Source organism: Cloacibacillus sp., from assembly GCF_020860125.1.
Taxonomy (GTDB): Bacteria; Synergistota; Synergistia; order Synergistales; family Synergistaceae; genus Cloacibacillus.
This window is the reverse complement of sequence record NZ_JAJBUX010000024.1, coordinates 25,424-47,926: the sequence shown is the minus strand read 5'-3', so window position 1 is coordinate 47,926 and position 22,503 is coordinate 25,424. Positions and strand designations below refer to the sequence as shown.

The 22,503-nt window shown below is 57.1% G+C and carries 25 protein-coding genes and 1 pseudogene; 23 read left to right on the top strand and 3 right to left on the bottom strand.

Annotated elements, in window-relative coordinates; all coding sequences use genetic code 11:
• Positions 1-4: 4 nt before the first annotated feature.
• The 20 genes and pseudogenes from LIO98_RS03460 (at position 5) to fucO (ending at position 16,274) form a co-directional block, all read left to right on the top strand.
• Positions 5-1,666, top strand: a complete 1,662-nt coding sequence (locus LIO98_RS03460) for a propanediol/glycerol family dehydratase large subunit (protein ID WP_291953387.1) — start codon at positions 5-7, stop codon at positions 1,664-1,666.
• A gap of 15 nt (positions 1,667-1,681) precedes the next feature.
• Positions 1,682-2,347: a propanediol/glycerol family dehydratase medium subunit gene (locus tag LIO98_RS03455; protein ID WP_291953385.1), complete on the top strand. Its 666-nt coding sequence runs from the start codon at positions 1,682-1,684 to the stop codon at positions 2,345-2,347.
• A 12-nt stretch (positions 2,348-2,359) separates the two neighbouring features.
• The gene (locus tag LIO98_RS03450) at positions 2,360-2,866 is read left to right on the top strand and encodes a diol dehydratase small subunit (protein ID WP_291953383.1); all 507 of its coding nucleotides are present in this window, start codon (positions 2,360-2,362) and stop codon (positions 2,864-2,866) included.
• Positions 2,867-2,890: 24 nt separating this feature from the next.
• Positions 2,891-4,711 carry a diol dehydratase reactivase subunit alpha gene (locus tag LIO98_RS03445; protein ID WP_291953381.1) on the top strand — a complete coding sequence of 607 codons (1,821 nt, stop codon included), beginning with the start codon at positions 2,891-2,893 and terminating at the stop codon, positions 4,709-4,711.
• A gap of 4 nt (positions 4,712-4,715) precedes the next feature.
• Positions 4,716-5,096 carry a glycerol dehydratase reactivase beta/small subunit family protein gene (locus LIO98_RS03440; protein ID WP_291953378.1) on the top strand — a complete coding sequence of 127 codons (381 nt, stop codon included), beginning with the start codon at positions 4,716-4,718 and terminating at the stop codon, positions 5,094-5,096.
• Between the two features lie 11 nt (positions 5,097-5,107).
• A pseudogene (locus LIO98_RS03435) lies at positions 5,108-5,362 on the top strand (BMC domain-containing protein); the annotation flags it as partial.
• Positions 5,363-5,562: 200 nt separating this feature from the next.
• The gene (locus LIO98_RS03430) at positions 5,563-5,838 is read left to right on the top strand and encodes a BMC domain-containing protein (protein ID WP_273309770.1); all 276 of its coding nucleotides are present in this window, start codon (positions 5,563-5,565) and stop codon (positions 5,836-5,838) included.
• Between the two features lie 12 nt (positions 5,839-5,850).
• Complete coding sequence (locus LIO98_RS03425) at positions 5,851-6,513, top strand: phosphate propanoyltransferase (RefSeq protein ID WP_291953374.1); 663 nt, start codon at positions 5,851-5,853, stop codon at positions 6,511-6,513.
• Positions 6,513-7,334: an ethanolamine utilization protein EutJ gene (eutJ, locus tag LIO98_RS03420; RefSeq protein WP_291953397.1), complete on the top strand. Its 822-nt coding sequence runs from the start codon at positions 6,513-6,515 to the stop codon at positions 7,332-7,334. Before LIO98_RS03425 ends, eutJ begins: the two co-directional genes overlap by 1 nt.
• Before the next feature lie 14 nt (positions 7,335-7,348).
• A complete protein-coding gene (locus LIO98_RS03415) occupies positions 7,349-8,143 on the top strand; it encodes a flavoprotein (RefSeq protein ID WP_291953372.1) in 795 nt (264 codons plus the stop codon).
• A 2-nt stretch (positions 8,144-8,145) separates the two neighbouring features.
• Positions 8,146-8,409, top strand: a complete 264-nt coding sequence (locus LIO98_RS03410) for a EutN/CcmL family microcompartment protein (protein ID WP_291953370.1) — start codon at positions 8,146-8,148, stop codon at positions 8,407-8,409.
• A 2-nt stretch (positions 8,410-8,411) separates the two neighbouring features.
• Positions 8,412-9,434, top strand: a complete 1,023-nt coding sequence (locus tag LIO98_RS03405; protein ID WP_291953367.1) for a cob(I)yrinic acid a,c-diamide adenosyltransferase — start codon at positions 8,412-8,414, stop codon at positions 9,432-9,434.
• The gene (locus LIO98_RS03400) at positions 9,431-10,831 is read left to right on the top strand and encodes an aldehyde dehydrogenase family protein (RefSeq protein WP_291953365.1); all 1,401 of its coding nucleotides are present in this window, start codon (positions 9,431-9,433) and stop codon (positions 10,829-10,831) included. The genes LIO98_RS03405 and LIO98_RS03400 overlap by 4 nt, the downstream gene beginning before the upstream one ends.
• 12 nt (positions 10,832-10,843) lie before the next feature.
• Complete coding sequence (locus LIO98_RS03395; protein WP_291953363.1) at positions 10,844-12,181, top strand: 4Fe-4S dicluster domain-containing protein; 1,338 nt, start codon at positions 10,844-10,846, stop codon at positions 12,179-12,181.
• A 22-nt stretch (positions 12,182-12,203) separates the two neighbouring features.
• Positions 12,204-13,103 carry a hypothetical protein gene (locus tag LIO98_RS03390; RefSeq protein ID WP_291953361.1) on the top strand — a complete coding sequence of 300 codons (900 nt, stop codon included), beginning with the start codon at positions 12,204-12,206 and terminating at the stop codon, positions 13,101-13,103.
• Positions 13,104-13,130: 27 nt separating this feature from the next.
• Entirely contained in the window at positions 13,131-13,688 is a 558-nt protein-coding gene (locus LIO98_RS03385) for a BMC domain-containing protein (protein WP_291953358.1), read from the top strand.
• A gap of 14 nt (positions 13,689-13,702) precedes the next feature.
• Positions 13,703-14,179: a glutaredoxin family protein gene (locus LIO98_RS03380; protein ID WP_291953356.1), complete on the top strand. Its 477-nt coding sequence runs from the start codon at positions 13,703-13,705 to the stop codon at positions 14,177-14,179.
• 25 nt (positions 14,180-14,204) lie between these two features.
• Entirely contained in the window at positions 14,205-14,585 is a 381-nt protein-coding gene (locus LIO98_RS03375) for a BMC domain-containing protein (protein WP_066745006.1), read from the top strand.
• A complete protein-coding gene (locus LIO98_RS03370; RefSeq protein ID WP_066745004.1) occupies positions 14,582-15,094 on the top strand; it encodes a EutP/PduV family microcompartment system protein in 513 nt (170 codons plus the stop codon). The genes LIO98_RS03375 and LIO98_RS03370 overlap by 4 nt, the downstream gene beginning before the upstream one ends.
• A 25-nt stretch (positions 15,095-15,119) precedes the next feature.
• Positions 15,120-16,274: a lactaldehyde reductase gene (fucO, locus tag LIO98_RS03365; RefSeq protein WP_291953352.1), complete on the top strand. Its 1,155-nt coding sequence runs from the start codon at positions 15,120-15,122 to the stop codon at positions 16,272-16,274.
• 72 nt (positions 16,275-16,346) lie between these two features.
• Here the strand turns inward: fucO and LIO98_RS03360 are convergent, their stop codons facing one another.
• Positions 16,347-17,234, bottom strand: a complete 888-nt coding sequence (locus LIO98_RS03360; protein ID WP_291953350.1) for a DMT family transporter — start codon at positions 17,232-17,234, stop codon at positions 16,347-16,349.
• Between the two features lie 280 nt (positions 17,235-17,514).
• On the opposite strand from LIO98_RS03360, the gene ahpC reads away from it, so the two are divergent.
• The 3 genes from ahpC (at position 17,515) to LIO98_RS03345 (ending at position 21,570) form a co-directional block, all read left to right on the top strand.
• Complete coding sequence (ahpC, locus tag LIO98_RS03355; protein WP_291953348.1) at positions 17,515-18,078, top strand: alkyl hydroperoxide reductase subunit C; 564 nt, start codon at positions 17,515-17,517, stop codon at positions 18,076-18,078.
• Between the two features lie 207 nt (positions 18,079-18,285).
• Complete coding sequence (locus LIO98_RS03350; protein ID WP_291953346.1) at positions 18,286-19,128, top strand: prepilin-type N-terminal cleavage/methylation domain-containing protein; 843 nt, start codon at positions 18,286-18,288, stop codon at positions 19,126-19,128.
• Positions 19,129-19,479: 351 nt separating this feature from the next.
• The gene (locus LIO98_RS03345) at positions 19,480-21,570 is read left to right on the top strand and encodes a glutamine synthetase III (RefSeq protein ID WP_291953344.1); all 2,091 of its coding nucleotides are present in this window, start codon (positions 19,480-19,482) and stop codon (positions 21,568-21,570) included.
• 179 nt (positions 21,571-21,749) lie between these two features.
• On the opposite strand, the gene LIO98_RS03340 is transcribed toward LIO98_RS03345, so the two are convergent.
• Positions 21,750-21,902, bottom strand: coding sequence for a hypothetical protein (locus LIO98_RS03340; protein ID WP_291953342.1), 153 nt, complete (start codon positions 21,900-21,902; stop codon positions 21,750-21,752).
• 14 nt (positions 21,903-21,916) lie between these two features.
• The gene (locus LIO98_RS03335; protein ID WP_291953339.1) at positions 21,917-22,486 is read right to left on the bottom strand and encodes a flavin reductase family protein; all 570 of its coding nucleotides are present in this window, start codon (positions 22,484-22,486) and stop codon (positions 21,917-21,919) included.
• Positions 22,487-22,503: the final 17 nt, after the last annotated feature.

Here is a 22,503-nt window from a genome sequence, read left to right as displayed (position 1 = left end):
ACTTATGAAATCAAAACGCTTTGAAGCCCTTGCGGCGCGTCCTGTAAATAAAGACGGATTTGTACAGGAGTGGCCGGAAGTCGGATTGATCGCCATGAACAGCCCCTTTGACCCGAAGCCGAGTATCAAGATAGAGAACGGCGTGGTCACGGAGCTGGACGGAAAATCAAGAGCGGAGTTCGACATGCTCGACACCTTTATCGCCGACCACGCGATCCGGCTCGACGGCGCCGAGCGCGTGATGGCGATGGATTCGCTTGAAATAGCCAGAAAACTGATAGATATAAACGTCTCCCGCAAAGAGATACTCGACATGACCCTTTGTATTACGCCCGCGAAGCTCGTCGACGTCGTCAACAAACTGACCATCGTGGAGATCATGATGGCGATGACGAAGATGCGCGCCCGCAAAATGCCGAGCAACCAGTGCCATGTGACGAATGTCAAAGACAACCCGATACAGATCGCAGCCGACGCCGCTGAGGCGGCTATCCGCGGATTCGACGAGATGGAGACGACGGTCGGTATCGCCAGATACGCCCCCTTCAACGCGATGTCGTTGCTCATCGGCGCCCAGACCGGACGCCAGGGGATACTTACCCAGTGCGCGCTGGAAGAGGCCACGGAGCTTCAGCTCGGTATGCGCGGCTTTACGACGTACGCTGAGACGATCTCCGTCTACGGTACGGAACCCGTCTTTATGGACGGCGACGACACCCCCTATTCGAAGGCCTTCCTGGCCTCCTGCTACGCCTCGCGCGGGCTCAAGATGCGCTTCACCTCGGGTACCGGATCAGAGGTACAGATGGGATACGCCGAGGGCAAGTCAATGCTTTACCTTGAGGCACGCTGTCTCGCGATCACCAAGGGCGCAGGCGTGCAGGGGACCCAGAATGGCTCCGTTTCCTGCATCGGCGTTCCCGCCGGTGTGCCGGGAGGCATCCGCGCGGTAGCCGCGGAGAACCTCATCGCGATGCTGCTCGACCTCGAGTGCACCTCGTCGAACGACCAGACCTTCACACATTCGGACCTCCGCCGCGTCGCCCGCTCGGTTCCGCAGTTCTTCTCCGGCACGGACTTCGTCTGCTCCGGCTACAGCGCGACGCCGAACTACGACAATATGTTCGCCGGTTCGAACTGGGACGCCGAGGACTTCGACGACTGGAACATCATCCAGCGCGACATGAGGATCGACGGCGGACTCCAGCCCGTTAAGGAAGACGACGTTATCCGTATCCGCAACAAGGCCGCCCGCGCCCTGCAGGGAGTGTTCCGCGAACTCGGACTCCCCGCGATCACCGACGAAGAGGTCGAGGCCGCGACATACGCCAACGGAAGCAAGGACATGCCGGACCGCAATGTCAACGAAGACCTCAAGGCTATCGAAGAGATGATGGCGCGCAAGGTCACTGGTATCGACTTTGTTAAGGCTCTTGAAAAGGCTGGCTTCCCGGACGTCGCCGACGGCGTGTTCGGAATGCTCAAACAGCGTGTCGCAGGCGACTATCTCCACACCTCCGCGATTCTTGACGAAAACTTCCACGTCATAAGCGCAGTCAATGAACCTAACGATTACCACGGCCCGATGACCGGATACCAGATCTCGGAGGAACGCTGGGACGAGATCAAAAATATCAGCCAGGCAATTAGGCCAGAAGATATCTAAAAGAGGTGATACGAGATGACTTTTGACGAAAAGGTACTGCGCTCCTTTATAGAAGAGGTAATTGCCGAAGTTACGGCACAGGAAGAGAAAAAGGCGGCTGTTGAAAATAAGCCCGTTATCAGCGACGAGGTAAGCAAACTGGAGCTCCGCGAGACGGGCGAAGCGCCGAAGGGGCTAGCCTCCGATGAAGTTGTCGTCGGTCTGGCTCCCGCGTTCGGAGTCTACCAGACGAAGACTATCCTTGGCATCCCCCATGACAAGGTGCTGCGCGAGATACTCGCTGGCATCGAGGAAGAGGGGATGAAGTGGCGTGTGATCAAAGTCTACCGCACATCGGACGTCTCCTTCATCGCCCATGACGCTGCCGAGTACAGCGGCTCCGGCATCGGTATCGGCATCCAGTCGAAGGGGACTACCGTCATCCATCAGAAAAACCTTCCTCCGCTCAGCAACCTTGAGCTCTTCTCTCAGGCTCCGCTTATCGACCTCGCGACCTATCGCCAGATAGGTAAAAACGCCGCGAAGTATGCGAAGGGCGAGGCGCCGACTCCTGTTCCCGTAAGAAACGACCAGATGGCGCGCCCAGCCTACCAGGCTATCGCCGCCCTTCTCCATATCAAGGAGACGGAGCACGTCGATAACAACAAGAAGCCGCAGAGCGTTGCTGTTTCGTTTAAGTAAGGAGGCAGAGTAATGGATCAGGAACTTATGATGAAACTGATAGTTGAGAAGGTCATGGAGGCCATGAAGGCCGAGGGGCAGCCTGCGGCTGCCGTCTCCTTCGGAGGCAAAATGACCGCCGCGAATTATCCGCTCAGTGAGAAATCCGCGGATAAGCTTCAGAGCCCGACAGGCAAGAAATTCACCGAAATGACGAAGGGCGGGCTGCTTGCCGGAAACATCTCTTCGGACGATATGCGCATCTCCCCCGAGACCCTTGAGATGCAGGCCCAGGTTGCCGAATCCGTAGGCCGCGGGGCATTTGCGAACAACATGCGCCGTGCCGCGGAACTCATCGCAGTCGGAGACGACCGGCTTCTCGAAATATACAACGCGCTCCGTCCCTACCGTTCGACGAAGGCGGAGCTGCTTGCTATCGCCGAGGAACTTGAGACGAAATACAACGCGAAGATATCCGGCGGACTTGTGAGAGAGGCCGCCGCGGTCTACGAGGCAAGAGGACGTCTCAAGAAGGATTAAAGGTATTTCTGAAAGGAGCCCCCTATGAAAATAGTCGCAGGTATAGACATCGGCAACGCAACGACAGAGACGGCGTTAGCAAAGATAGCGGATGGAAAGGCAGAGTTCCTCGGCGGCGCGACAGTGCCGACGACCGGTATTAAGGGTACCCGCCAGAACATCAACGGCGTCTTTCATTCTCTGACCTGCGCTTTGGAAGAGGCCGGTGTTTCCATAGAGGATCTGACAGAGGTACGCCTCAACGAGGCGGCGCCTGTCATAGGGGATGTCGCGATGGAGACGATCACCGAAACGATCATCACGGAATCGACGATGATCGGACACAACCCCGCGACGCCGGGAGGCCTCGGCGTGGGGAAGGGGATCACCGTAAATATAGAGGAACTCATTTCCAAGAGCGCCTCGGAGGATACTTATATAGCGGTCATCCCGGCGTCGGTCGATTTTGAATACGCGGCGAAGGCGCTCAACGACTACCGCCGCCGCGGAGGCAGGATCAGCGCCGCGATCGCGCAGCGTGACGACGGAGTGCTGATAAACAACCGCCTTGAGACGAAGATGCCTATTGTCGACGAGGTTGGGCTGATAGACAAGGTCCCCCTCGGTATGCCCGCGGCGGTGGAGGTGGCGGCCACCGGCGGCGTCGTAGAGGTATTATCCAACCCATATGGGATCGCGACGCTCTTCGACCTCACTCCCGACGAGACGCGGCAGGTCGTCCCGATCGCCCGCGCCCTCATCGGCAACCGCTCAGCGGTGGTCATCAAAACGCCGGAGGGCGATGTAAAAGAGCGCCGTATCCCCGCCGGATTCATCGAGATCACCGGCGGCGGCAAGACCGTCAAGGTCGACGTGGACGACGGAGCCGAAAAGATCATGAATGGAGTCCGCGCGATACCCGTGGTGGAGGATGTACGCGGAGAGCCGGGAACGAACGCCGGCGGCATGCTTGAGAAGGTGCGCCTCGTAATGGCGAACCTTACCGGGCAGCACACTCGCGAGATCAAGATACAGGACCTCCTCGCCGTCGATACCTTTACGCCGCAGAGGGTGCGCGGCGGCCTTGCTAATGAATTTTCGCAGGAAAACGCCGTCGGCATCGCGGCGATGGTCAAGGCCGACCGTCTGCAGATGGAGGCGATCGCCCGCGAGTTCTCCGAGAAGATCGGCGTACCCGTGAGGGTCGGCGGCGTTGAGGCCGATATGGCGATTCTCGGCGCTTTGACCACCCCCGGGTCGTCGAAGCCCCTGGCGATACTCGACATGGGGGCCGGTTCGACGGACGCCTCGATAATCAGCAAAGAGGGCGTGATACATTCGATACACCTCGCGGGCGCCGGCAACATGGTAACGCTTCTGATCCAGTCCGAGATGGGGCTTGACAGCTTCGAAACGGCGGAGGACGTAAAGAAATATTCTCTTGCGAAGGTCGAGAGCCTCTTCCACATCCGCCATGAAAATGGCACGGCCGAATTTTTCAACGAATCGCTGCCGCCGCACATCTTCGCGAAGGTCGTCATTCTCAAGAACGGCGAAATGCTGCCGCTAGAGGGTGAACAGTCGATAGAGAAGATCCGCCTCATTCGCCGCCAGGCTAAAGAGAAGGTATTTGTGACTAACGCCCTGCGCGCGCTGGAAAAGGTCAGTCCGACCGGAAACGTGCGCGACATCCAGTTCGTCGTGCTTGTTGGCGGCTCGGCGCTTGACTTCGAGGTGCCGCAGCTCGTCACCGACGCGCTCTCTCAATACCGGGTAGTCGCGGGGCGCGGAAACATCCGCGGCTGCTGCGGACCGCGCAACGCTGTCGCCACGGGGCTGGTTCTCTCCGCGGCGCAGGAGGGGTAGCGCGATGTACATCGAGCAGGAGCGTCCCACGGTGAAGATATTCTTCCGCGAAGGGCCGCGCAGCGCCGCTCTGCTCCGTCAGATAGGCTTTGGCCTTGAAGAGGAGGGGATACCCTACGAGGCGGTCGCCGATTCTTCGGAAGATGAGGCCTGCGGCCTTGCCTGGAACGCGGCGCGCGCATCGCAGATGGAGGTCGGCATCGGCATAGACGTCGGAACTGTGGCTCTGCACTATGCGAAACTTGATAGGGAGAGGCCGCTCTTTAAGACCGCTGCCGCTTCCGACGGCGAAGAGATTCGTGTAATCGGAACGAACGCGGGACGGCTTGTGAAAAAGCTTCCGCTGAAAATTACGGAAAGCATTGCAGATAAGGTGGTGAAGTAATGGCACACCTGATGAGTTTAGGGCTGATCGAGACCGTGGGGCTTGTAGCCGCCGTTGAGGCAGCCGACGCCGCCGTAAAGTCCGCAAACGTGACCCTTGTCGGTTACGAACTTGCGAGGGGCAGCGGTATGGCGACCGTCAAGGTCGAGGGAGATGTCGGCGCGGTAAACGCCGCCGTCTCCGCCGCCAAAGCCGCGGCGGCCAAGGTAGGCAGGGTGGTCGGCACAAGGGTGATAGCGCGTCCGAGCTCATATCTGGAGACGATGGTGCGCAACGCCGATACGGTAGGCGCGGGTATCCCGGCGCAGGCGGAAGAGCCCGAGGCGGAATCCGCCGAGGAGCCGCCGGCAGCGCCCGAAGCTTCCGCGGGCGAGACGCCGAACGAAGAGAAAAAGGCCGCGCAGCCGAAAGGCAGAAGGCAGAACAATACTAAAAAGCAGTAAAAGCGAACAGGAGGTTTTTCCAAATGAGTGAAGCACTGGGAATGATCGAAACAAAAGGACTGGTCGGCGCCATCGAGGCGGCCGACGCGATGACAAAATCGGCAAACGTCGTGCTCATCGGATATGAAAAGATAGGTTCGGGACTCGTGACCGTCATGGTCCGCGGCGACGTGGGCGCTGTCAAGGCGGCGGTGGACGCGGGCGCCTGCGCGGCGGAGAAGGTCGGAGAGATTATCTCCCAGCACGTCATTCCGCGTCCTCATGCGGACGTCGAGAAGATTCTTCCGAAGGCTCTTTAAGAAGATACCGTTATGGCAGCCGAGAACGCAGAAAGCAGAGAAAATCTGATAAAACTGGTCACGCGGCTGGTTTTGGAGGAACTTGCAAAGGGGCCGGGAATACCCTTGGGCGTCTCAAACCGCCACATACATCTTGACCGTGGGGATATGGACGCCCTCTTCGGCAAAGGCTGCGAGCTGACGCATAAAAAAGATCTCGGACAGCCGGGGCAGTATGCCTCGGAGGAGACCGTAACCATCAGGGGTCCGAAGGGGCAGATCGACAAAGTCCGCGTGCTCGGTCCTCTGCGCCCCGAGACGCAGGTCGAAATATCGCTTTCAGACGGTTTCACGCTGGGGCTCAGACCGCCGGTACGCGAATCGGGTAAAATCGCCGGTACGCCGGGGATCGAGATAATCGGCCCGCGCGGCTCCGTCATGAAAGATGGCAGCGTCATCGCCGCCCTTAGACATATCCATATGTCTGATAAGGAGGCCGCCTTTTACGGCTTTAAGGACAAAGAGATCGTGGACGTAGAGGTGGGTTCGCCGGAGCGTTCGGCGGTATTACACAACGTTCTGCTGCGCGTCAGCGACAAATACGCGCTGGAGATGCACATTGACACGGACGAGGCAAACGCCGTCGGCGCTAAAAACGGCGACCTTGTCAGGATAGTAGGGCGGGCCCGGCAGTGATGGCGGCGGACCTCACGATCCCCAATGAGACGCTGCGTGAATTTGCGCGTCTTGTGGAAGAGGAAGCGGTAAATCCGTGGAAGGGCGAGCTCAAGGTCGGAGTGGACCTTGGCACGGCGAACATCCTCGTATCCGTCACTGATTCCGCGGGCCGTCCGGTGGCCGGCGTCAGCACGCCGTCATGCGTAGTACGCGACGGCATCGTGGTTGATTACGTGGGAGCCATCCGGATCGTGCGCTCAATGAAGGCGAGACTTGAGGAGAAGCTCGGAGTCCGGCTGACCAAAGCGGCCTGCGCAATCCCTCCCGGGATATCACCGGGCAACACCAAGGCCATCGGCAACGTGGTGGAGGCGGCTGATTTCGAGCTTACGGCGATAATCGACGAACCGACGGCGGCCGCCACCGTGCTGGGAATAAAAGAGGGCGCGGTGGTGGACGTCGGCGGAGGCACGACGGGCATCAGCGTCATCCGGAATGGCGAGGTCGTGCTAACCGCCGACGAACCGACCGGCGGAACGCACATGACGCTGGTGCTCGCAGGCTTCCACCGGACGACGACCGAAGAGGCCGAATGCCTCAAGAAGGACCCCGCCCAGGAGTCCAGCGTATTTCCGGTCATCAAGCCCGTCGTCGAAAAGATGGCCTCGATCGTGGCGGGAGCCATAAGGGGACATCAGGTGGAGACGATCTATGTCGTCGGCGGAGCCTGCTGTTTTAAGGAATTTGAAGGAATTTTTGAAAAACGGATCGGCATCCCCACGGTGAAACCGGCGGCCCCGCTGCTGGTGACGCCGCTCGGGATAGCGATGAACGCATAAAGGCGGGTGATACTGTGAGAGAAGAAAAACTGCTTGAAAACGCCGAAGAGGCTCTGGTCGCCGAGGTGGTGCGCCGGGTCGTGAAAAAGCTGATAAGCGTCCAGAAGAAGGCGCTCGTCGTTTACACCGGCTCGCTGATCGGGTTCGTCCCCGCGCTCGTCAGCCTGCAGCAGCTTCAGCAGGCGGGTTTCACCTTTGACCTTTTTCTCTCAAAGAGCGCATCGAAGCTGCTTAATGTGGATACGCTGCGCACAGTTCTGGCCCCTGGCGCGTTTTACCAGGAGGAGCAGCTGGACTGCGCGCCCGAATTGCTGGCCGCGCTCTATTACACGGTGATCGTGCCTGCGCTGACGGTGAACACGGCGGCGAAGATCGCCGCCTGTATTGCCGACACGCCGGCCGCGCGGATAATATCGAATTCCATGATGCGCGGCAAAAACGTCGTCATCGCCAGGGACGGCTGCTGTCCGGAAAACGCCGAGCGGGCCGCGAAGGGCTATAACATGACGCCGGCCCTTAAGGCTAAGCTCTCGGCCAACCTCGAAACACTGAGGGATTTTGGCGCGGCGCTCTGCGGCTGCGATACGCTGGCCTTCAAGACGATCAAGCTCATCGAACCGCAGGCTCCAGAGGCGGCTCCGCGGGCGAGTGTGGAAGACTTTTTCAGCGTAAAAAGGGTGATCGGCAGAAGAGAGGTCGTCTCGCTTCCCGCTGGTTCGCTGCTGAGGGTCTCAAAAAATGCGCTTGTGACGCAGCTTGCCTACGACGCGGCCTTCCAGCGCGGCGTCAGGATAGAAAAAGAGGTGTAGCCATGTATCTGGCAAGAGTTATCGGAACGGTCGTTTCCACCAGCAAAAACGCGGCTCTGATCGGAATGAAGCTGCTGATAGTTGAAAGGGTCAACGAATATCTCGAATGCGAAGGCAAATGCGAGGTGGCGGTGGACTCGGTCGGGGCCGGTACGGGCGAACTTGTGCTGGTCCTCGAGGGCAGCTCCGCGCGGCGCGTGTTCAGCGAAAACGCTCCCGTGGATAAGGCCATCGTCGGTATCGTCGACACTGTAGAGGTGGGCTAAAGATGGCGAACCTTTACACTAAGACGGGCGATAAGGGAACGACGAGCCTCGTCGGCGGCAGCCGCGTCAGCAAAGCGGACGGCCGGGTGGAATGCTACGGGACGATCGACGAGGCCGGTTCGATGCTGGGGCTGGCCTATTCCCAGAGCAAACTTGATTACGTGAGAGAGACCGTACACGCGATACAGGGACGCCTCTTTGCGCTTGGAGCGGAGCTCGCGAGCGATGAGAAGGGTTTGGAAAAACTCAGAGACCTGATCGGCGAGGCCGACATCAAGTTTCTCGAGAATGTTGTCGACAGGTGCACGGAAGTTGCCGGCGTACAGCGCTCTTTCGTTATCCCGGGAGTGAACCCCGCCTCGGCGGCGCTCCATGTGGCCCGCACCATCGTCAGACGCGCCGAGCGCGCGATGACGAGGTGCAATGAAGCGCTGCAGCCGGGAAAGAGATTCTTCCGCGAAGAGATCATACGTTACGTAAACCGCCTTTCGGACGCCGTCTACGCGCTTGCGCGCTATGAAGAGACCGTCGCGGCGGAGTGCGAGCTCCGCGCGAAGGTGGAAAAAATGGTAAAAGAAGAGCTGCGGACGGCGGTGAATAATACCGACGCGCCCTTCACTCTGGAAAATATGAAGCGTATGGCCGCGGCGGCGGAAAAAAGGGCGAAGGAGATGGGGGTACCCATCGTATTCGCCGCGGTGGATATGGGCGGCCATCCGGTGTTGCTGCACAGAATGGAAGACTCCCTGCTCGCCAGCATCGATATCGCGCTCAACAAGGCCTACACGGCGGCCTCCCTGAAAATGGCTACCCATGAGCTCGGCGAGGTATCGCAGCCCGGGAAGTTCCTCTACGGGGTGCAGAACACGAATAAAAACAGAATAGTCATCTTCGGCGGAGGGTTTCCTTATAAATACGACGGCCGCGTCGTCGGGGCCATCGGCGTTTCCGGCGGCACGGTTGAAGAAGATATGGAGATAGCGCTGTGCGCGATGAACTACAGAATTGGGGGTATTGACCAATGAACATAGACGCCGCTCTTATTGAGGGTATAGTAAAGGGAGTCATGCGGAAGATCGACGAAAGCGAGAATAACGCCGCCGACAACTGCGGAATATTCGCCGACATGAACGACGCCATCGAGGCGGCCGCGGCGGCGCAGCGCAGATACCTCGACTGCTCAATGGCCGACAGGGCCCGCTTCGTCGAGGCCGTCCGCGAAACCGTGCTTAACGAAGAGAACCTGAAATTTATGTCGCGCTCCACGATAGAGGAGACTGGCATGGGAAATTATGAGCACAAGCTCGTCAAGAACCGCTTAGCGGCGACGAAATCGCCCGGCATCGAGGATCTTACGACTGAAGCCCTGACGGGTGACGACGGTCTGACGATCGTTGAGTATTCGCCCTTTGGCGTCATCGGCGCGATCACCCCGACGACCAACCCCACGGAGACGATCATATGCAATTCAATAGGGATGCTCGCCGCCGGTAATACGGTCGTTTTCAGCCCCCATCCAAGGGCGAAAAAGGTCTCGCTCTGGCTAGTAAGCGAACTGAACAGGGCACTCGCCGCGGCTGGCGCGCCGGCGAACCTTATCGTCACCATTTCCGAGCCTTCGATCGAGAACACTAACCTTATGATGGCCCATCCGAAGGTGAGGATGCTTGTTGCCACCGGCGGGCCGGCGATTGTCAAGACCGTCCTCTCCAGCGGAAAGAAGGCGATCGGCGCGGGCGCGGGGAATCCTCCCGCGGTCGTCGACGAGAGCGCGAACATTGAAAAGGCGGCCAAGGACATCGTCGACGGCTGCGCGTTCGACAACAACCTTCCATGCATCGCTGAGAAGGAGGTCATCGTCGTCGATTCAGCGGCCGATTACCTTATCTTCAATATGAAGAAAAACGGCGCCTTCGAGGTGAAGGACCCCGCGGTGATCGAACGTCTTGTCGGACTTGTCACAAAGGAAGGGAAATCTCCGAAGACGGAATTTGTCGGCAAGAGCGCGAAGTACATTCTCGAAAAGGCCGGCGTCGAAGCGCCGGAGGACACACGGGTCATTATCATGGAGGCCAAGGAGGAGCATCCCTTCGTGCAGGTTGAGCTGATGATGCCCATTCTTCCCATTGTGCGTGTTGACGATGTCAACGAGGCCATTGCGATGGCGGTGCGCGTCGAACACGGCAACCGCCACACTGCGATGATGCACTCGCGGAACGTTGACAGTCTTACAAAAATGGCCAAGCTAATTCAGACGACGATTTTTGTCAAAAACGGCCCCTCGTACGCCGGTATCGGCGTCGGCGGCATGGGCCATACGACCTTCACGATCGCCGGCCCCACGGGAGAGGGACTTACATCGGCTAAGACCTTCGCGCGCAGGAGAAGGTGCGTACTGGTCGGAGGCATGGACATCCGTTAGGATGAAATAGTTATGAACGATAAACTGATAAGTTCAGTTTTAGAGGCGGGGATAGTGGGAGCCGGCGGCGCCGGCTTTCCGACCCACGTCAAGCTGGGGGCCCAGGCCGGCACCGTAATCATCAACGGCGCGGAATGCGAGCCGCTGCTTCGCGTGGACCAGCAGCTGATGGAGAGGGAGGCGGCGGGACTGCTGACGGCCCTTGACCTCATCGTCGAGAGCTCGGGAGCCGCGCGCGGCGTCGTAGCCCTGAAGGAGCACTACCACGGCGCGGCGGCGGCCCTCTCCTGCGAGCTTCCCAAACATCCAAAGCTCTCGCTCCATCTTCTCGGAGGTTTTTATCCCGCGGGCGACGAGCAGGTGATCGTCTATGAGGTGACGGGAAAGATCGTCCCCGAGGGCGGCATCCCTCTTAACGTCGGCGTAATCGTCGTCAACGTTGAGACGGCGCTCAACATCCTTGCCGCTTACGAGAACGGCACGCCGGTGACGGATAAATACCTCACGGTCACCGGCGCGGTGCATAACCCGAAGAGCGTGCGGGTGCCGCTTGGCATCACGGTGAGAGAGGCTGTCGAACTTGCGGGCGGCGCAACCGTATCCGACTACGTCGTGGTCAACGGCGGTCCGATGATGGGCGTGACCGTCTCTCCCAAGAGCTGGGTAACGAAGACTACTAAGGGGCTGATCGTCCTGCCTGTGGAACACAGCCTTCTGACGAGCCTGAAAAAGCCCCTAGACAAAAGCATCCGCGACGCGTCGATCGCCTGCATGCAGTGTTCCCTCTGCACTGAGGTCTGTCCCCGCCGCCTCCTTGGGCATCGCATCGAACCGCATAAGATGATGCGTATCGCGGCCTATGGCAGCGTCTGCGACGAAAAGCAGAGCCCGATGAACGCCTATCTCTGCTGTGGCTGCCGCCTCTGCGAATACGCCTGCGTGATGGGGCTCCAGCCGTGGAAGTTCAACGCCTCCATCAAAAATACCCTCATGCGCAGCGGCGTGAAGAACAGCCTGCATCTGGCTCCTGAGCGGTGCGACAGCTTTCGGGAATATAAACGCTATCCTGTCGGAAAACTCATCCGCCAGCTGGGCCTCTCACAGTACGACAGACCAGCGCCGATGGAATACGGCGATCACAGCTTCACCGAGGTTACGCTGCCGCTCCGGCAGGGCGCGGGCGCTGCCTCGGAGCCGGTGGTAAAGGTAAACGACCAGGTAATACGCGGCGGCCTCATTGCGCGGGCGCCGCAGGGTAAACTCGGCACCAACCTTCATGCGTCCATATCCGGCACGGTGAAAGCCGTTACGGAGATTTTTGTAATGATCCATACTGAGAACCAGCTATAACAAATATAGAGGAGGCAATATTATGGATATGTTTGCTTTAGTAGCGGCTTTTGGCGGCGGAGCTTTCGGCGCGCTGCTCGGCGCGCTTCCCGCGTTTATTATGACGGGCTGCATTGCCCTGGCCGGAGCTCTGGTAGCGGCCGGCGGCGGCGCGGACATCGGCGTAGGATTCATGTCGTTCGGTTCATTTATGGGGCCCCATGTGGCGTTTGCCGGCGGAGTGGCGGCCGCGGCGTACGCGGGCAGCAGAGGCAAGCTCAAGGCGGGCAACGACATACTGACGTCGCTCAACGGGCTTGGCGAGGCTGACGTGATCTGCGTGGGAGGACTCTTTGGCGTCATTGGTTTCGTTATCTTCAATATTCTTATGATGACCCCCCTCGGACCTCTCACGGACGCCGTAGCGATGACCGTCGCGATCTCTGGCTGCATCGCGAGGCTGGCCTTCGGCAAGACCGGCCTTATGGGAAAATATACCGGCAGCGAGCCAAGGGTCTGGATAACGGGCGGCAAGGGATTCGTCTATAACGTGATGCTCGGCGCCGTGGTGGGCATCGCGGTTAGCTATGTGGCAGCTTCGATGATGAATGCCGGCGTGCCCGCGGCGGCGCTTGGAGTATATCCCGTAGCCTGCTTCGGTTTCTCCGCGATATCGCTCATCTTTGCGCAGACCGGTTTCGCGATCCCCACGACGCACCACATAACCCTTCCCTCGGCCATCGGAGCGCTGGCGGGAATGGCGGCCTGGGGCCCCTGCGGAGCGATCCTCGGAGTGCTTATAGGCATCCTTAGCAGCCTTTGCGGAGACTTCGCGGCCAACGCCTTCAACAGCTACAATGATTCGCACATAGACCCGCCGGCGGTGACGATATTCATCATGACGATACTGGTGAATCTCATCAGGCTTGCGGTAGTTCAGTAAAAACTTTAAGTTTAAGAAGGTCTTTAAATGATAAATTCAATTGGACTACTGGAGGTAAAGAGTATCCCTGTCGGTATGCTTGCCACGGACGAGATGCTCAAGGCCGCCGACGTAAAGGCGCTTATCTCTACGCCGATATGCCCCGGTAAGTATATGATCGCCGTATACGGGAATGTCGGCGCAGTAAAGAGTTCTATGGAGACCGGCGTCCAGTTGGCTGATTCATCCATCGTTTCAAGTTATATAATAAACAATGTACATGAGTCAATTCCGGCGGCGATCACCGGCACCTCCGAGGTAGATAAGATACTCTCCGTCGGCGTTATAGAAACGATATCGGCCCTCACGGCCGTCATGGCGGGAGACATAGCGGCGAAGGCCTCGAATATAAGGCTCATGGAGATAAGGATAGCGAGAGGTCTGGGGGGTAAGGGATTCCTTGTCTTCACAGGCGAGCTCTCCGCGGTGAAGTCGGCGATGAATTCCTGCCTGAACCAGCTGAAGGAGAGCGGCGAGATCACCGGCAGCTGCGTCATCTCGTCGCCGCATCCGGAATTTGTGGAGAAGCTGCTTTCAAATTGTTGAAAGGAGGCATGAAAATGGCCCAGGATTGCCCGCAGTGCCATTACACACCGGCACATAAGAAAAAAGAAGAAAAAGAAGAATGCCCGCAGTGCTTCTACGAGCCAAACGCGGCGGATAAGAAGATGGAGGAGGACGCCGACTGCTCTCAGTGTTACTATGAGACGAAACCGGAGCCGGAACCCGAAGAGTGTTCCCAGTGCTTCTATGACGCGGCGGCCATCAAGGAGCAGGAGGCCGAAGCCGCGGCTGAGGAGGAAAAGGACGGCAAAGTCGTCATCTATACGATGCCCGAATGCGGTTTCTGCCGCATGGTCATGGATTTCCTCAAGGCGCGCGGTATAGAATTTGAGGAGGTCAGCATCCCCTCGAACAAAGAGGCCCAGCACTTCATGGAGTCGCACGGCTACATCAGCGCTCCGGTGACCGTTATCGGAGACAAAGAGATAATGGGAGCCGAGATATCGGAGATAAAGAAGGTACTGGGACTTTAGCTGTAAGAGAAACGGAGTGTAAAAGATGGATCTGAGCGATTTTGGCAGAATAGATTCCGGCAAACTGCGCCTCGTTCAGGAGATGGTGCCCGGCAAACAGGTTACCTTAGCCCACATCATCGCCAGTCCGGACGAGATCATCTACAAAAAGCTGGGGCTCAACCCTGATCTCGACTACAGGCAGTCGGCCATCGCCATATTGAGCATGACCCCATCGGAAATTTCTGTTATTGCAGGCGACATCGCTATCAAGACATCCGCGATAGAGATCGGTTTCATCGACCGTTTCAGCGGGACCTGCATATTTACGGGAAAGATATCGAATGTGCAGTCGGCAGTGAACAGCATATTAACGTACCTTAAAAACAAGCTGGGCTTCACGATCTGCGAAATAACGCGCACATGAAAAAACTGATATTGATGGGGCGCAGCGAATGTGGTAAAACTACCTTAATACAGGCGCTCCGCGGCAATGTTATCAAGTATCATAAGACGCAGTATATCAACCACTATGACGTCGTCATCGACACTCCCGGCGAGTATGCCGAAAACAGCACGCTGTCAAAGGCGCTCGCCCTCTATACCTACGAGGCCGACGTCGTAGGGCTGCTGCTGAGCGCCACGGAAGAATATTCCCTCTATCCGCCCTGCGTGACGGCCTGCTGCAACCGTCCGGTCATCGGGATCGTCACGCAGACCGATCACGAGGGGGCCCATGTGGAACGGGCGCACAACTGGCTTGATCTGGCGGGATGCCGTCCGATCTTCCACGTCAGCTCCTACACCGGCGAGGGAATATGGCAGATACTCAACTACCTGAAAGAACCGGGCGACAAACTTCCGTGGGAGACGGAGGAGGAGGCCGAAAGGCCGCGGGCCGTAATCTCCGATAAATATGGGGATATAAAACAATAAAAGGTTAAAAGGAGAGACGTAAAAGATGGCAAACCGTATGGTCTGGAATGGAACGGCGTATTTTGGCGCGGGCGCGATCAAAAACATCCCTGAAGAGGTGGCGCGCCGCGGATTTAAAAAGGCGCTCATCGTAACGGATAAGGACCTTATCAAATTTGGCGTGGCGAAGAAAGTATTTGACGTTCTAGAAGAGGCCGGACTTGCCTATGCGGTATTCGACAGCCTCAAGCAGAACCCGACGATAAAAAACGTGCAGGACTGCGTGGCCGCCTTTAAGGCCGCGGGCGCCGACTACATGATCGCCATCGGCGGCGGCTCCTCAATGGATACCGCGAAGGGGACGGGTATCATCGTCAACAACCCAGAATATGCCGACGTTCGTTCGCTCGAAGGCGTAGCCCCGACGAAACACCCCGCGGTGCCGACCTTCGCGGTGCCGACGACCGCCGGTACCGCCGCGGAGACGACGATCAACTATGTCATCACCGACGAGGAAAAGCGGCGTAAGTTTGTCTGTGTCGATCCGCATGACATCCCGCAGATTGCGGTTGTGGACTCCGATATGATGAGTTCGATGCCGAAGGGCCTTGCCGCCGCCACCGGTATGGACGCCCTCACCCACGCGATAGAGGGATATATAACGCCCGGGGCGTGGGAACTTTCGGATATGTTCAGCCTTAAGTCGATCCAGCTCATAGCAGACAATCTGCGCGCCGCCGTCAACGACGGCTGCCGTCAGGCCAGGGAGAACATGGCGCTCGGACAGTATGTGACGGGCATGGCTTACTCAAATGTCGGTCTCGGCCTGGTCCACGGCATGGCCCATCCGCTCGGAGCCTTCTATGACATGCCGCACGGTGTAGCGAACGCCCTGCTGCTGCCCTATATCATGGAATATAACGCCGACTATACCGGCGAGAAATACCGCGAGATCGCGAGAGTTTTCGGCGTCGCGGGAGTCGACAAGATGAGCCCCGCCGAGTACCGCAAAGCCGCCGTCAACGCTGTGCGCCAGCTCTCAATGGACGTCCACATTCCGCAAAAGCTTTCCGAGCTTAACGTGAAAGAGGCCGACCTGGAGGCGCTCACGGAATCAGCCTTCGCCGACGTCTGCACCCCCGGCAACCCGCGCAGGGCGACGAAGGAAGATATCCTCGCCCTCTATAAAGAGGCGTTTTAGTTTATAGTTAAACGGAGACCGGGCCTCAGCGTACCCCTGGAGGCCCGGTCTCTTTCTCTCTTATCTTTTACTTTACGCGGTTTTGCCGCTCACATAGACCTCCGCCACGATGCAGATGATTATGACGGCGGCGCCGGCCATCCCGACGAGATCCAGCCTTTCGCCGAGCAGCATCCAGGCGGCGGCGGTCGTCATTATCGGCTGCATAGTCTGCAGCAGGGCGACGGCGGCGGAGGAGGTGCGGCGCAGCGCGAGGTTTTGCAGCATGAAGCCGAGGCAGCTGCAGGTGACGGCCAGATAGACGACCACCATCCACGCCGCCGGTTTGACGGCGGATAGAGAGGCGTTCCGTTCAAAGATGACGGCGCAGGCGAAGCTCAGCAGCGCCGTAGTCGTTATCTGGACCAGCGTGACCGAAGCGGCGTCGATATTTGTGAGAGAGCGTTCGCTGTAAGCCAGCGAAGCGGCCCAGCAGACGGTGGAGAGCAGGACGATCAGGTCGCCTGCGTTCAACCGCAGCCCGCCGCCGCGGCAGCATAGCAGATAGATGCCGGCCAGCGCGCCAAGCTGTACCGGCAGGTGGCGGATATCATAGCGGCGCTTTAAGATCGGGACGGCCATTATCGGCGCGATCACCACCGGCAGCGACATGATAAAGCCGACGTTGGTAGCGCTGGTCATGTTGAGGGCGATATTATTGAGGATAAAGACCAACGCCGCGCTGATCCCGGCGGGAAGGTAGTCCGACGCCCTCACGCCGCGCAGTCGTTGGCAGGCCTCTTTGCCGAAGAGGGCGGCGAAGAGCACGAATGCGAGCGAGAAGCGCAGCGTAAGACACCACAGCGGCGTGATGCTGTAATAGGCAATCTTTGTCAGCGGATTTCCGAAGCCGTAGATGACGCTCTGCAGCATTATAAATATAACAGGTAACAGCTTATCTCTTCTTACTGACGGCCGCATCGCTATCAGCCTCCGATTAAATAGCGTATCACATATGATGGACGAGACGGATATCAGTTTATCGCAAGCGGCGGCAAAAGTACAATAATTTATCGGCCTCCGGGGCTGTGCCTGTTCAAGATTCGATAAGTGGCCGAGGCACATAGTATATAATTTTTGATGAGCATTCAAAGAAATAAAAAATAACTATTTTAAGTTATTGACAAATCCTCTCAATAATGATAAATTTAGTCCAGTTAGTTAAGGCTAACATAAAATAAAAATTCAGGAGGATCTAAAGATGTCTCTTATCGGAAAAGAAGTCAGTGACTTTACAGTAGACGCCTATCATGATTTTGAATTCAAGACAGTGTCAAAGGCCGACATTCTCGGCAAATGGTCGGTTTTCTTTTTCTATCCGGCGGACTTCACCTTCGTCTGCCCTACGGAGCTTAAAGACCTTGCCGACAAATACGAGGAGCTTAAAGAGGTAGGCTGCGAGGTCTATTCCGTCTCCTGTGATACCCATTTTGTCCACAAAGCATGGCAGGACGCCTCCGATACGATCAAGGCGATAAAATTTCCGATGCTTGCGGACCCCACCGGGAAACTCGCGCGCGACTTTGACGTGATGATCGAGGATAAGGGAATCGCGGAGCGCGGAACATTTATCGTTAACCCAGAGGGCAGGATATGCGCCTACGAGGTGAACGCGGGCAACGTCGGCCGTAACGCGGACGAACTCTTCAGAAAGATTTTGGCCCTTCAGTTCGTCGCCCAGTACGGCGACCGCGTCTGCCCGGCGAAGTGGACCCCCGGCAAAGAAACGCTGAAACCCGGCCTCGACCTTGTCGGAAAGATATAAAACAGCTGTCTTCTCACCCCCCTATCGAAAAGAAACGGCGTCCGCTCCGGCGGGCGCCGTTTCTTTTCGGGGACCGGCTGCCGCCGCGAGTGGATATGCGTGACGCGGAGTGTTTTTTATTGAGACGGCGATGGAAAATCCGCGCGGCAGTTGTATAATAAAAAGTAAGAGAATGACTTGCTTTTGGGGTAACAAGGAGGGGGTAAAATGCCGACTGGAAAGAGCGGGGCTTTCACCTTAGTGGAGGTTCTGATTGTGGTAATCGTGATAGGTATACTTGCCGGACTGATGATGATTTCAAGCGGCAGCGCCACCGATAAGGCGGAGGAGACCGCCTGCCTCAACAACAGGAAGATACTTCAAAAAGAATACGGTATAAGAAGGGCAGAGGGAGCTTTAACTAATTTTGAGCCCATAATGGATGATGTATTAAAGGACCAGACGAAGGGCGAAAAAAAATCTTCGTCGCCGACCTTCTATTCGATAAGCGGCGTATGTCCCTCTCACGGCGTGGTGGTATTCGCCCTGCCGGATATTACGGACACCTCGCGTGTTACGGTGGCCTGTACAGTGCACAGCGATACTCTGGACGACACTCTGTTTGTGCAGCTAAGCCATCTTCTGAACAAGGAAGAGATCGTAAAAATCAAGATAGGCGATAAGTACGTAACTGACTTAAAATCATACTTTAACTACGTGTCGAACCTTAAGGATGACATCAACGCAACGCTGGATTCTACCGGACTTAACTACGGAAAGTATTTTGTGGAATATCTCAGCCGCGTCACAGGCATCGATTTGAGCAGCTACCCTTGGCAGGTGCAGCGGACGAGCTTAAAGACGGATAATGAGGGTAATTACAATTATTCTATTTCCTGGACAACGCAGAATATCAGCGGTTTAAGTAACGGGACGTTGGTTTCGATTACCAAGTACGATACCGCGACTGGTACTACAGTGAAGGGAAATGCCCCTGTGAAAGAGAAAACCGTTGACGGTATAAAGATAAAGGTCGTAGATATGAGTAAATTTACCCCGGATTCGCACTAAACGCGGCCAAGATACGCGAGCCGGGGGAATAGGCTAGCTTCCCCGCATCTAGCGTTTACAAAAGCCCCGCCTGAGCATTTGACGCTCAGGCGGGGCTTTTGCCGTTTCCGTGACCTGACGGCGGTTCCCGCCCTATACATACTTCAACGGAAGGAAGCCCAGCGATATAACAAAGCTGCTTAAGGTCTAACTACTCTATGCTTATTTTGAGAAAATATATATTATATGCAGATTATATATAAAATTAAGCATAAAAATTACCTAAATATCTGCTTAAATATTGACATTTACTGTAAATAAAGCTATTATGTCCGCGTTAAGGAGAAAGTCCTTTGAAAAGGAGTGGTTATGATGGCAAAGGTAGAAGAGATATTCGGCACGATGGTATTTAACGACTTTACGATGAAGCAGCGCCTCCCTAAGGAGACCTTCAAGGCGTTCAAGAAGTCTGTCAGCGAGGGAAAGCCGGTCGCGCGCGATATCGCCAACGTCGTCGCCAACGCGATGAAGGACTGGGCGGTGGAGAAGGGCGCGACGCATTTCACCCACTGGTTCCAGCCGATGACGGGGATAACGGCGGAGAAGCACGACAGCTTCATTTCGCCGCTCGACAACGGTAGGGTGATAATGGAATTTTCCGGCAAGGAGCTGATAAAGGGCGAGCCGGACGCCTCCTCATTTCCCTCCGGCGGCCTGCGCGCCACCTTCGAGGCGCGGGGCTATACCGCCTGGGACCCAACGTCATACGCCTTTATAAAGGAGAACACCCTCTGCATCCCCACCGTCTTCTGCTCTTACGGCGGCGAGGTGCTTGACAAGAAGACTCCGCTCCTGCGCTCGATGGACGTCATCAACGTTCAGGCTCTGCGCATTTTGCGGCTCTTCGGCAACAACGACGTCACCCGCGTCACCACTACGGTGGGGCCGGAACAGGAATATTTTCTCGTCGACAAAGAGCTTTATAAAAAACGCAAGGACCTGCGCTTTACGGGGCGCACGCTCTTCGGCGCCAAGCCGCCGAAGGGACAGGAGCTGGACGACCACTATTTCGGAGCGATACGCCCGCGCGTGATGGAGTTTATGGCCGATCTCGACGAGGAGCTCTGGAAGCTCGGCATCTTGGCGAAGACCGAGCACAACGAGGTTGCTCCCGCGCAGCATGAGCTGGCGCCGATATTTACCAACACCAATATGAGCTGTGACCATAACCAGCTGACGATGGAGCTGATGAAAAAGGTTGCCGACCGCCACGGGCTCGTCTGCCTCCTGCATGAAAAGCCCTTTGCCGAGGTCAACGGCTCCGGTAAGCATATCAACTGGTCGCTCGCGACGGACAACGGCCTTAACCTGCTCGATCCCGGCAGGACACCTTCGGAGAACGCCCAGTTCCTTCTCTTTCTCTGCGCGGTGATAAAGGGCGTGGACGAATATCAGGATATGCTCCGCGCAGTCGTTGCGACGGCGGGCAACGACCACCGGCTCGGCGCGAACGAAGCGCCGCCTGCGGTCATCTCGATGTTTATCGGCGAGGAATTGATGGATATCCTGGAGTCGATAGAGAAGGGTACCGCCTATAAGGACCGGGTCGCGAGCCATATGGAGATCGGCGTGGACACGCTGCCGCTCTTCCGCAAGGATACCACCGACCGCAACCGGACCTCTCCCTTCGCCTTTACGGGCAATAAGTTTGAGTTTCGTATGCTCGGCTCAAGCCAGTCCATCGCGGGGCCGAACATTGTGCTCAACACGATCGTCGCCGAGGAACTTGAGCAGTTCGCCGACGCCCTGGAGGGGGGCGGTGATTTTAAAGAGACGCTCAACGGCCTTATCAGGAAGACGATATCCGAACATAAGCGCATCATCTTCAACGGCAACGGCTACGAGGACGCCTGGCTTGAGGAGGCGGCGCGCCGCGGCCTTTCCAACTACCGGACGACCCCCGACGCCATGCCGCATTATGTCGACGCAAAGAACGTTGCGCTCTTTACCAAGCATAAGGTCTTCACGGAGGTAGAGATGCGTTCGCGCTGCGAGGTACATCTTGAGAATTACTGCAAGGTGATCAGGATAGAGGCCCTGACGATGGCCGAGATGGTGCGGAAGGACATCATCCCCGCCGCTTACACCTATCTCAAGCGCCTCAGCGAGACGGCGGTGGCGGTCAAGACGGCCTGCCCCGAGCTGGACTGCGCGATGGAGATCAATATGCTCAAGCACCTGCGCACACTGACCGATTCGCTCTATGTGAATATCAACAGGCTCGAGGAAATCCTGACGGAGGCGGAAGCGTGCGGGAGCGCGAATGAGGCCGCCCTCTATTACCGAGACAAGGTCCTGCCGGTGATGGGTGAGCTGCGTTCCGCGGCGGACGAGATCGAACGCTTCGTCGGAGAAAAATACTGGCCCTATCCGACATACGGAGAGCTGCTTTACAGCGTATAAATTCCGCTGATTATAGACATAACTGTGCCGCCCCGGCAACCGAACCTATCTTAGGTTGGGCCCCGGGGCGGCTTCGTGACGTTTGCGGCGCCTGTGGCGGATAAACAGGGCGGACCGCACGAAATAGATGATTCGCCTCTCCGCCCGTTACCGCCGCGCAAAATAATTAAGGCGCCGGTTTATAAATTATCTTTCTCATCTTCGAAGGGGATCTTATGCTCCTCCGCGCATTCGTAACAGATCACGACGCTATTTCCGTTTTCGTCCTCGGCCTCGTGGAAGAGGTCGCAGCACTCCTTTAAAGGTTTATGGCATATTTCGCATCTAAGCATTGCTGATTTCTCCTTTATCTCTTTCTTACCGAATATCCGAAACTTCCTACCTGGCGGCCAAGCGTGAAGTACTTTCCGTGCGCCGTCGCCGCAAGGCCGGCCTTTTCCAGGTGCAGCACGCCCTTCGCGTCCAGCAGCTTTTCATTGACGTTGACGGCGATTATTTTGGAGATGAACATTTCGTGGCTTCCCAGCAGAATGCTTCTCTCGACGCGGCATTCGATGTTGACGGGGCTCTCCTCTATCATCGGAGCACTCACCGCGCTGGCTTTGACCGCCGTGAGTCCCGGCAGGGCGAATTTATTTGTGTCGCGGCCGGATTTCACGCCGCAGAAGTCGGCGTTCCATACCAGCCTGTCGGTAGTAAGGTTGATGACGAACTCTCCCGTCTCCTTGATCAGGCCGTGCGAAAAGCGCTCGGGGCGCACGGAGATGTATGTCATCGGCGGTTCCGAGTTTACTATGCCCGTCCAGGCCACCGTGATGATATTCGCCCTTTCCATCGTACCGCAGGAGACCATCACCGGCGGCAGGGGGTAGAGCATCGTCCCCGCCTTCCATGTTACTTTGCTCAAACTGTACACTCCCTTGTCGCGTAATA

Excerpts from the sequence above, each read along its gene's own strand:
- fucO (WP_291953352.1), top strand. The coding sequence starts at position 15,120 with ATGGCAAACCGTATGGTCTGGAATGGAACGGCGTATTTTGGCGCGGGC.
- LIO98_RS03425 (WP_291953374.1), top strand. The coding sequence starts at position 5,851 with ATGGCAGCCGAGAACGCAGAAAGCAGAGAAAATCTGATAAAACTGGTC.
- LIO98_RS03445 (WP_291953381.1), top strand. The coding sequence starts at position 2,891 with ATGAAAATAGTCGCAGGTATAGACATCGGCAACGCAACGACAGAGACG.
- LIO98_RS03440 (WP_291953378.1), top strand. The coding sequence starts at position 4,716 with ATGTACATCGAGCAGGAGCGTCCCACGGTGAAGATATTCTTCCGCGAA.
- LIO98_RS03400 (WP_291953365.1), top strand. The coding sequence starts at position 9,431 with ATGAACATAGACGCCGCTCTTATTGAGGGTATAGTAAAGGGAGTCATG.
- LIO98_RS03450 (WP_291953383.1), top strand. The coding sequence starts at position 2,360 with ATGGATCAGGAACTTATGATGAAACTGATAGTTGAGAAGGTCATGGAG.
- LIO98_RS03455 (WP_291953385.1), top strand. The coding sequence starts at position 1,682 with ATGACTTTTGACGAAAAGGTACTGCGCTCCTTTATAGAAGAGGTAATT.
- LIO98_RS03405 (WP_291953367.1), top strand. The coding sequence starts at position 8,412 with ATGGCGAACCTTTACACTAAGACGGGCGATAAGGGAACGACGAGCCTC.
- eutJ (WP_291953397.1), top strand. The coding sequence starts at position 6,513 with ATGGCGGCGGACCTCACGATCCCCAATGAGACGCTGCGTGAATTTGCG.
- LIO98_RS03395 (WP_291953363.1), top strand. The coding sequence starts at position 10,844 with ATGAACGATAAACTGATAAGTTCAGTTTTAGAGGCGGGGATAGTGGGA.
- ahpC (WP_291953348.1), top strand. The coding sequence starts at position 17,515 with ATGTCTCTTATCGGAAAAGAAGTCAGTGACTTTACAGTAGACGCCTAT.
- LIO98_RS03380 (WP_291953356.1), top strand. The coding sequence starts at position 13,703 with ATGGCCCAGGATTGCCCGCAGTGCCATTACACACCGGCACATAAGAAA.
- LIO98_RS03460 (WP_291953387.1), top strand. The coding sequence starts at position 5 with ATGAAATCAAAACGCTTTGAAGCCCTTGCGGCGCGTCCTGTAAATAAA.
- LIO98_RS03340 (WP_291953342.1), bottom strand. The coding sequence starts at position 21,902 with ATGCTTAGATGCGAAATATGCCATAAACCTTTAAAGGAGTGCTGCGAC.
- LIO98_RS03430 (WP_273309770.1), top strand. The coding sequence starts at position 5,563 with ATGAGTGAAGCACTGGGAATGATCGAAACAAAAGGACTGGTCGGCGCC.
- LIO98_RS03350 (WP_291953346.1), top strand. The coding sequence starts at position 18,286 with ATGCCGACTGGAAAGAGCGGGGCTTTCACCTTAGTGGAGGTTCTGATT.
- LIO98_RS03375 (WP_066745006.1), top strand. The coding sequence starts at position 14,205 with ATGGATCTGAGCGATTTTGGCAGAATAGATTCCGGCAAACTGCGCCTC.
- LIO98_RS03410 (WP_291953370.1), top strand. The coding sequence starts at position 8,146 with ATGTATCTGGCAAGAGTTATCGGAACGGTCGTTTCCACCAGCAAAAAC.
- LIO98_RS03390 (WP_291953361.1), top strand. The coding sequence starts at position 12,204 with ATGGATATGTTTGCTTTAGTAGCGGCTTTTGGCGGCGGAGCTTTCGGC.
- LIO98_RS03370 (WP_066745004.1), top strand. The coding sequence starts at position 14,582 with ATGAAAAAACTGATATTGATGGGGCGCAGCGAATGTGGTAAAACTACC.
- LIO98_RS03360 (WP_291953350.1), bottom strand. The coding sequence starts at position 17,234 with ATGCGGCCGTCAGTAAGAAGAGATAAGCTGTTACCTGTTATATTTATA.
- LIO98_RS03345 (WP_291953344.1), top strand. The coding sequence starts at position 19,480 with ATGGCAAAGGTAGAAGAGATATTCGGCACGATGGTATTTAACGACTTT.
- LIO98_RS03385 (WP_291953358.1), top strand. The coding sequence starts at position 13,131 with ATGATAAATTCAATTGGACTACTGGAGGTAAAGAGTATCCCTGTCGGT.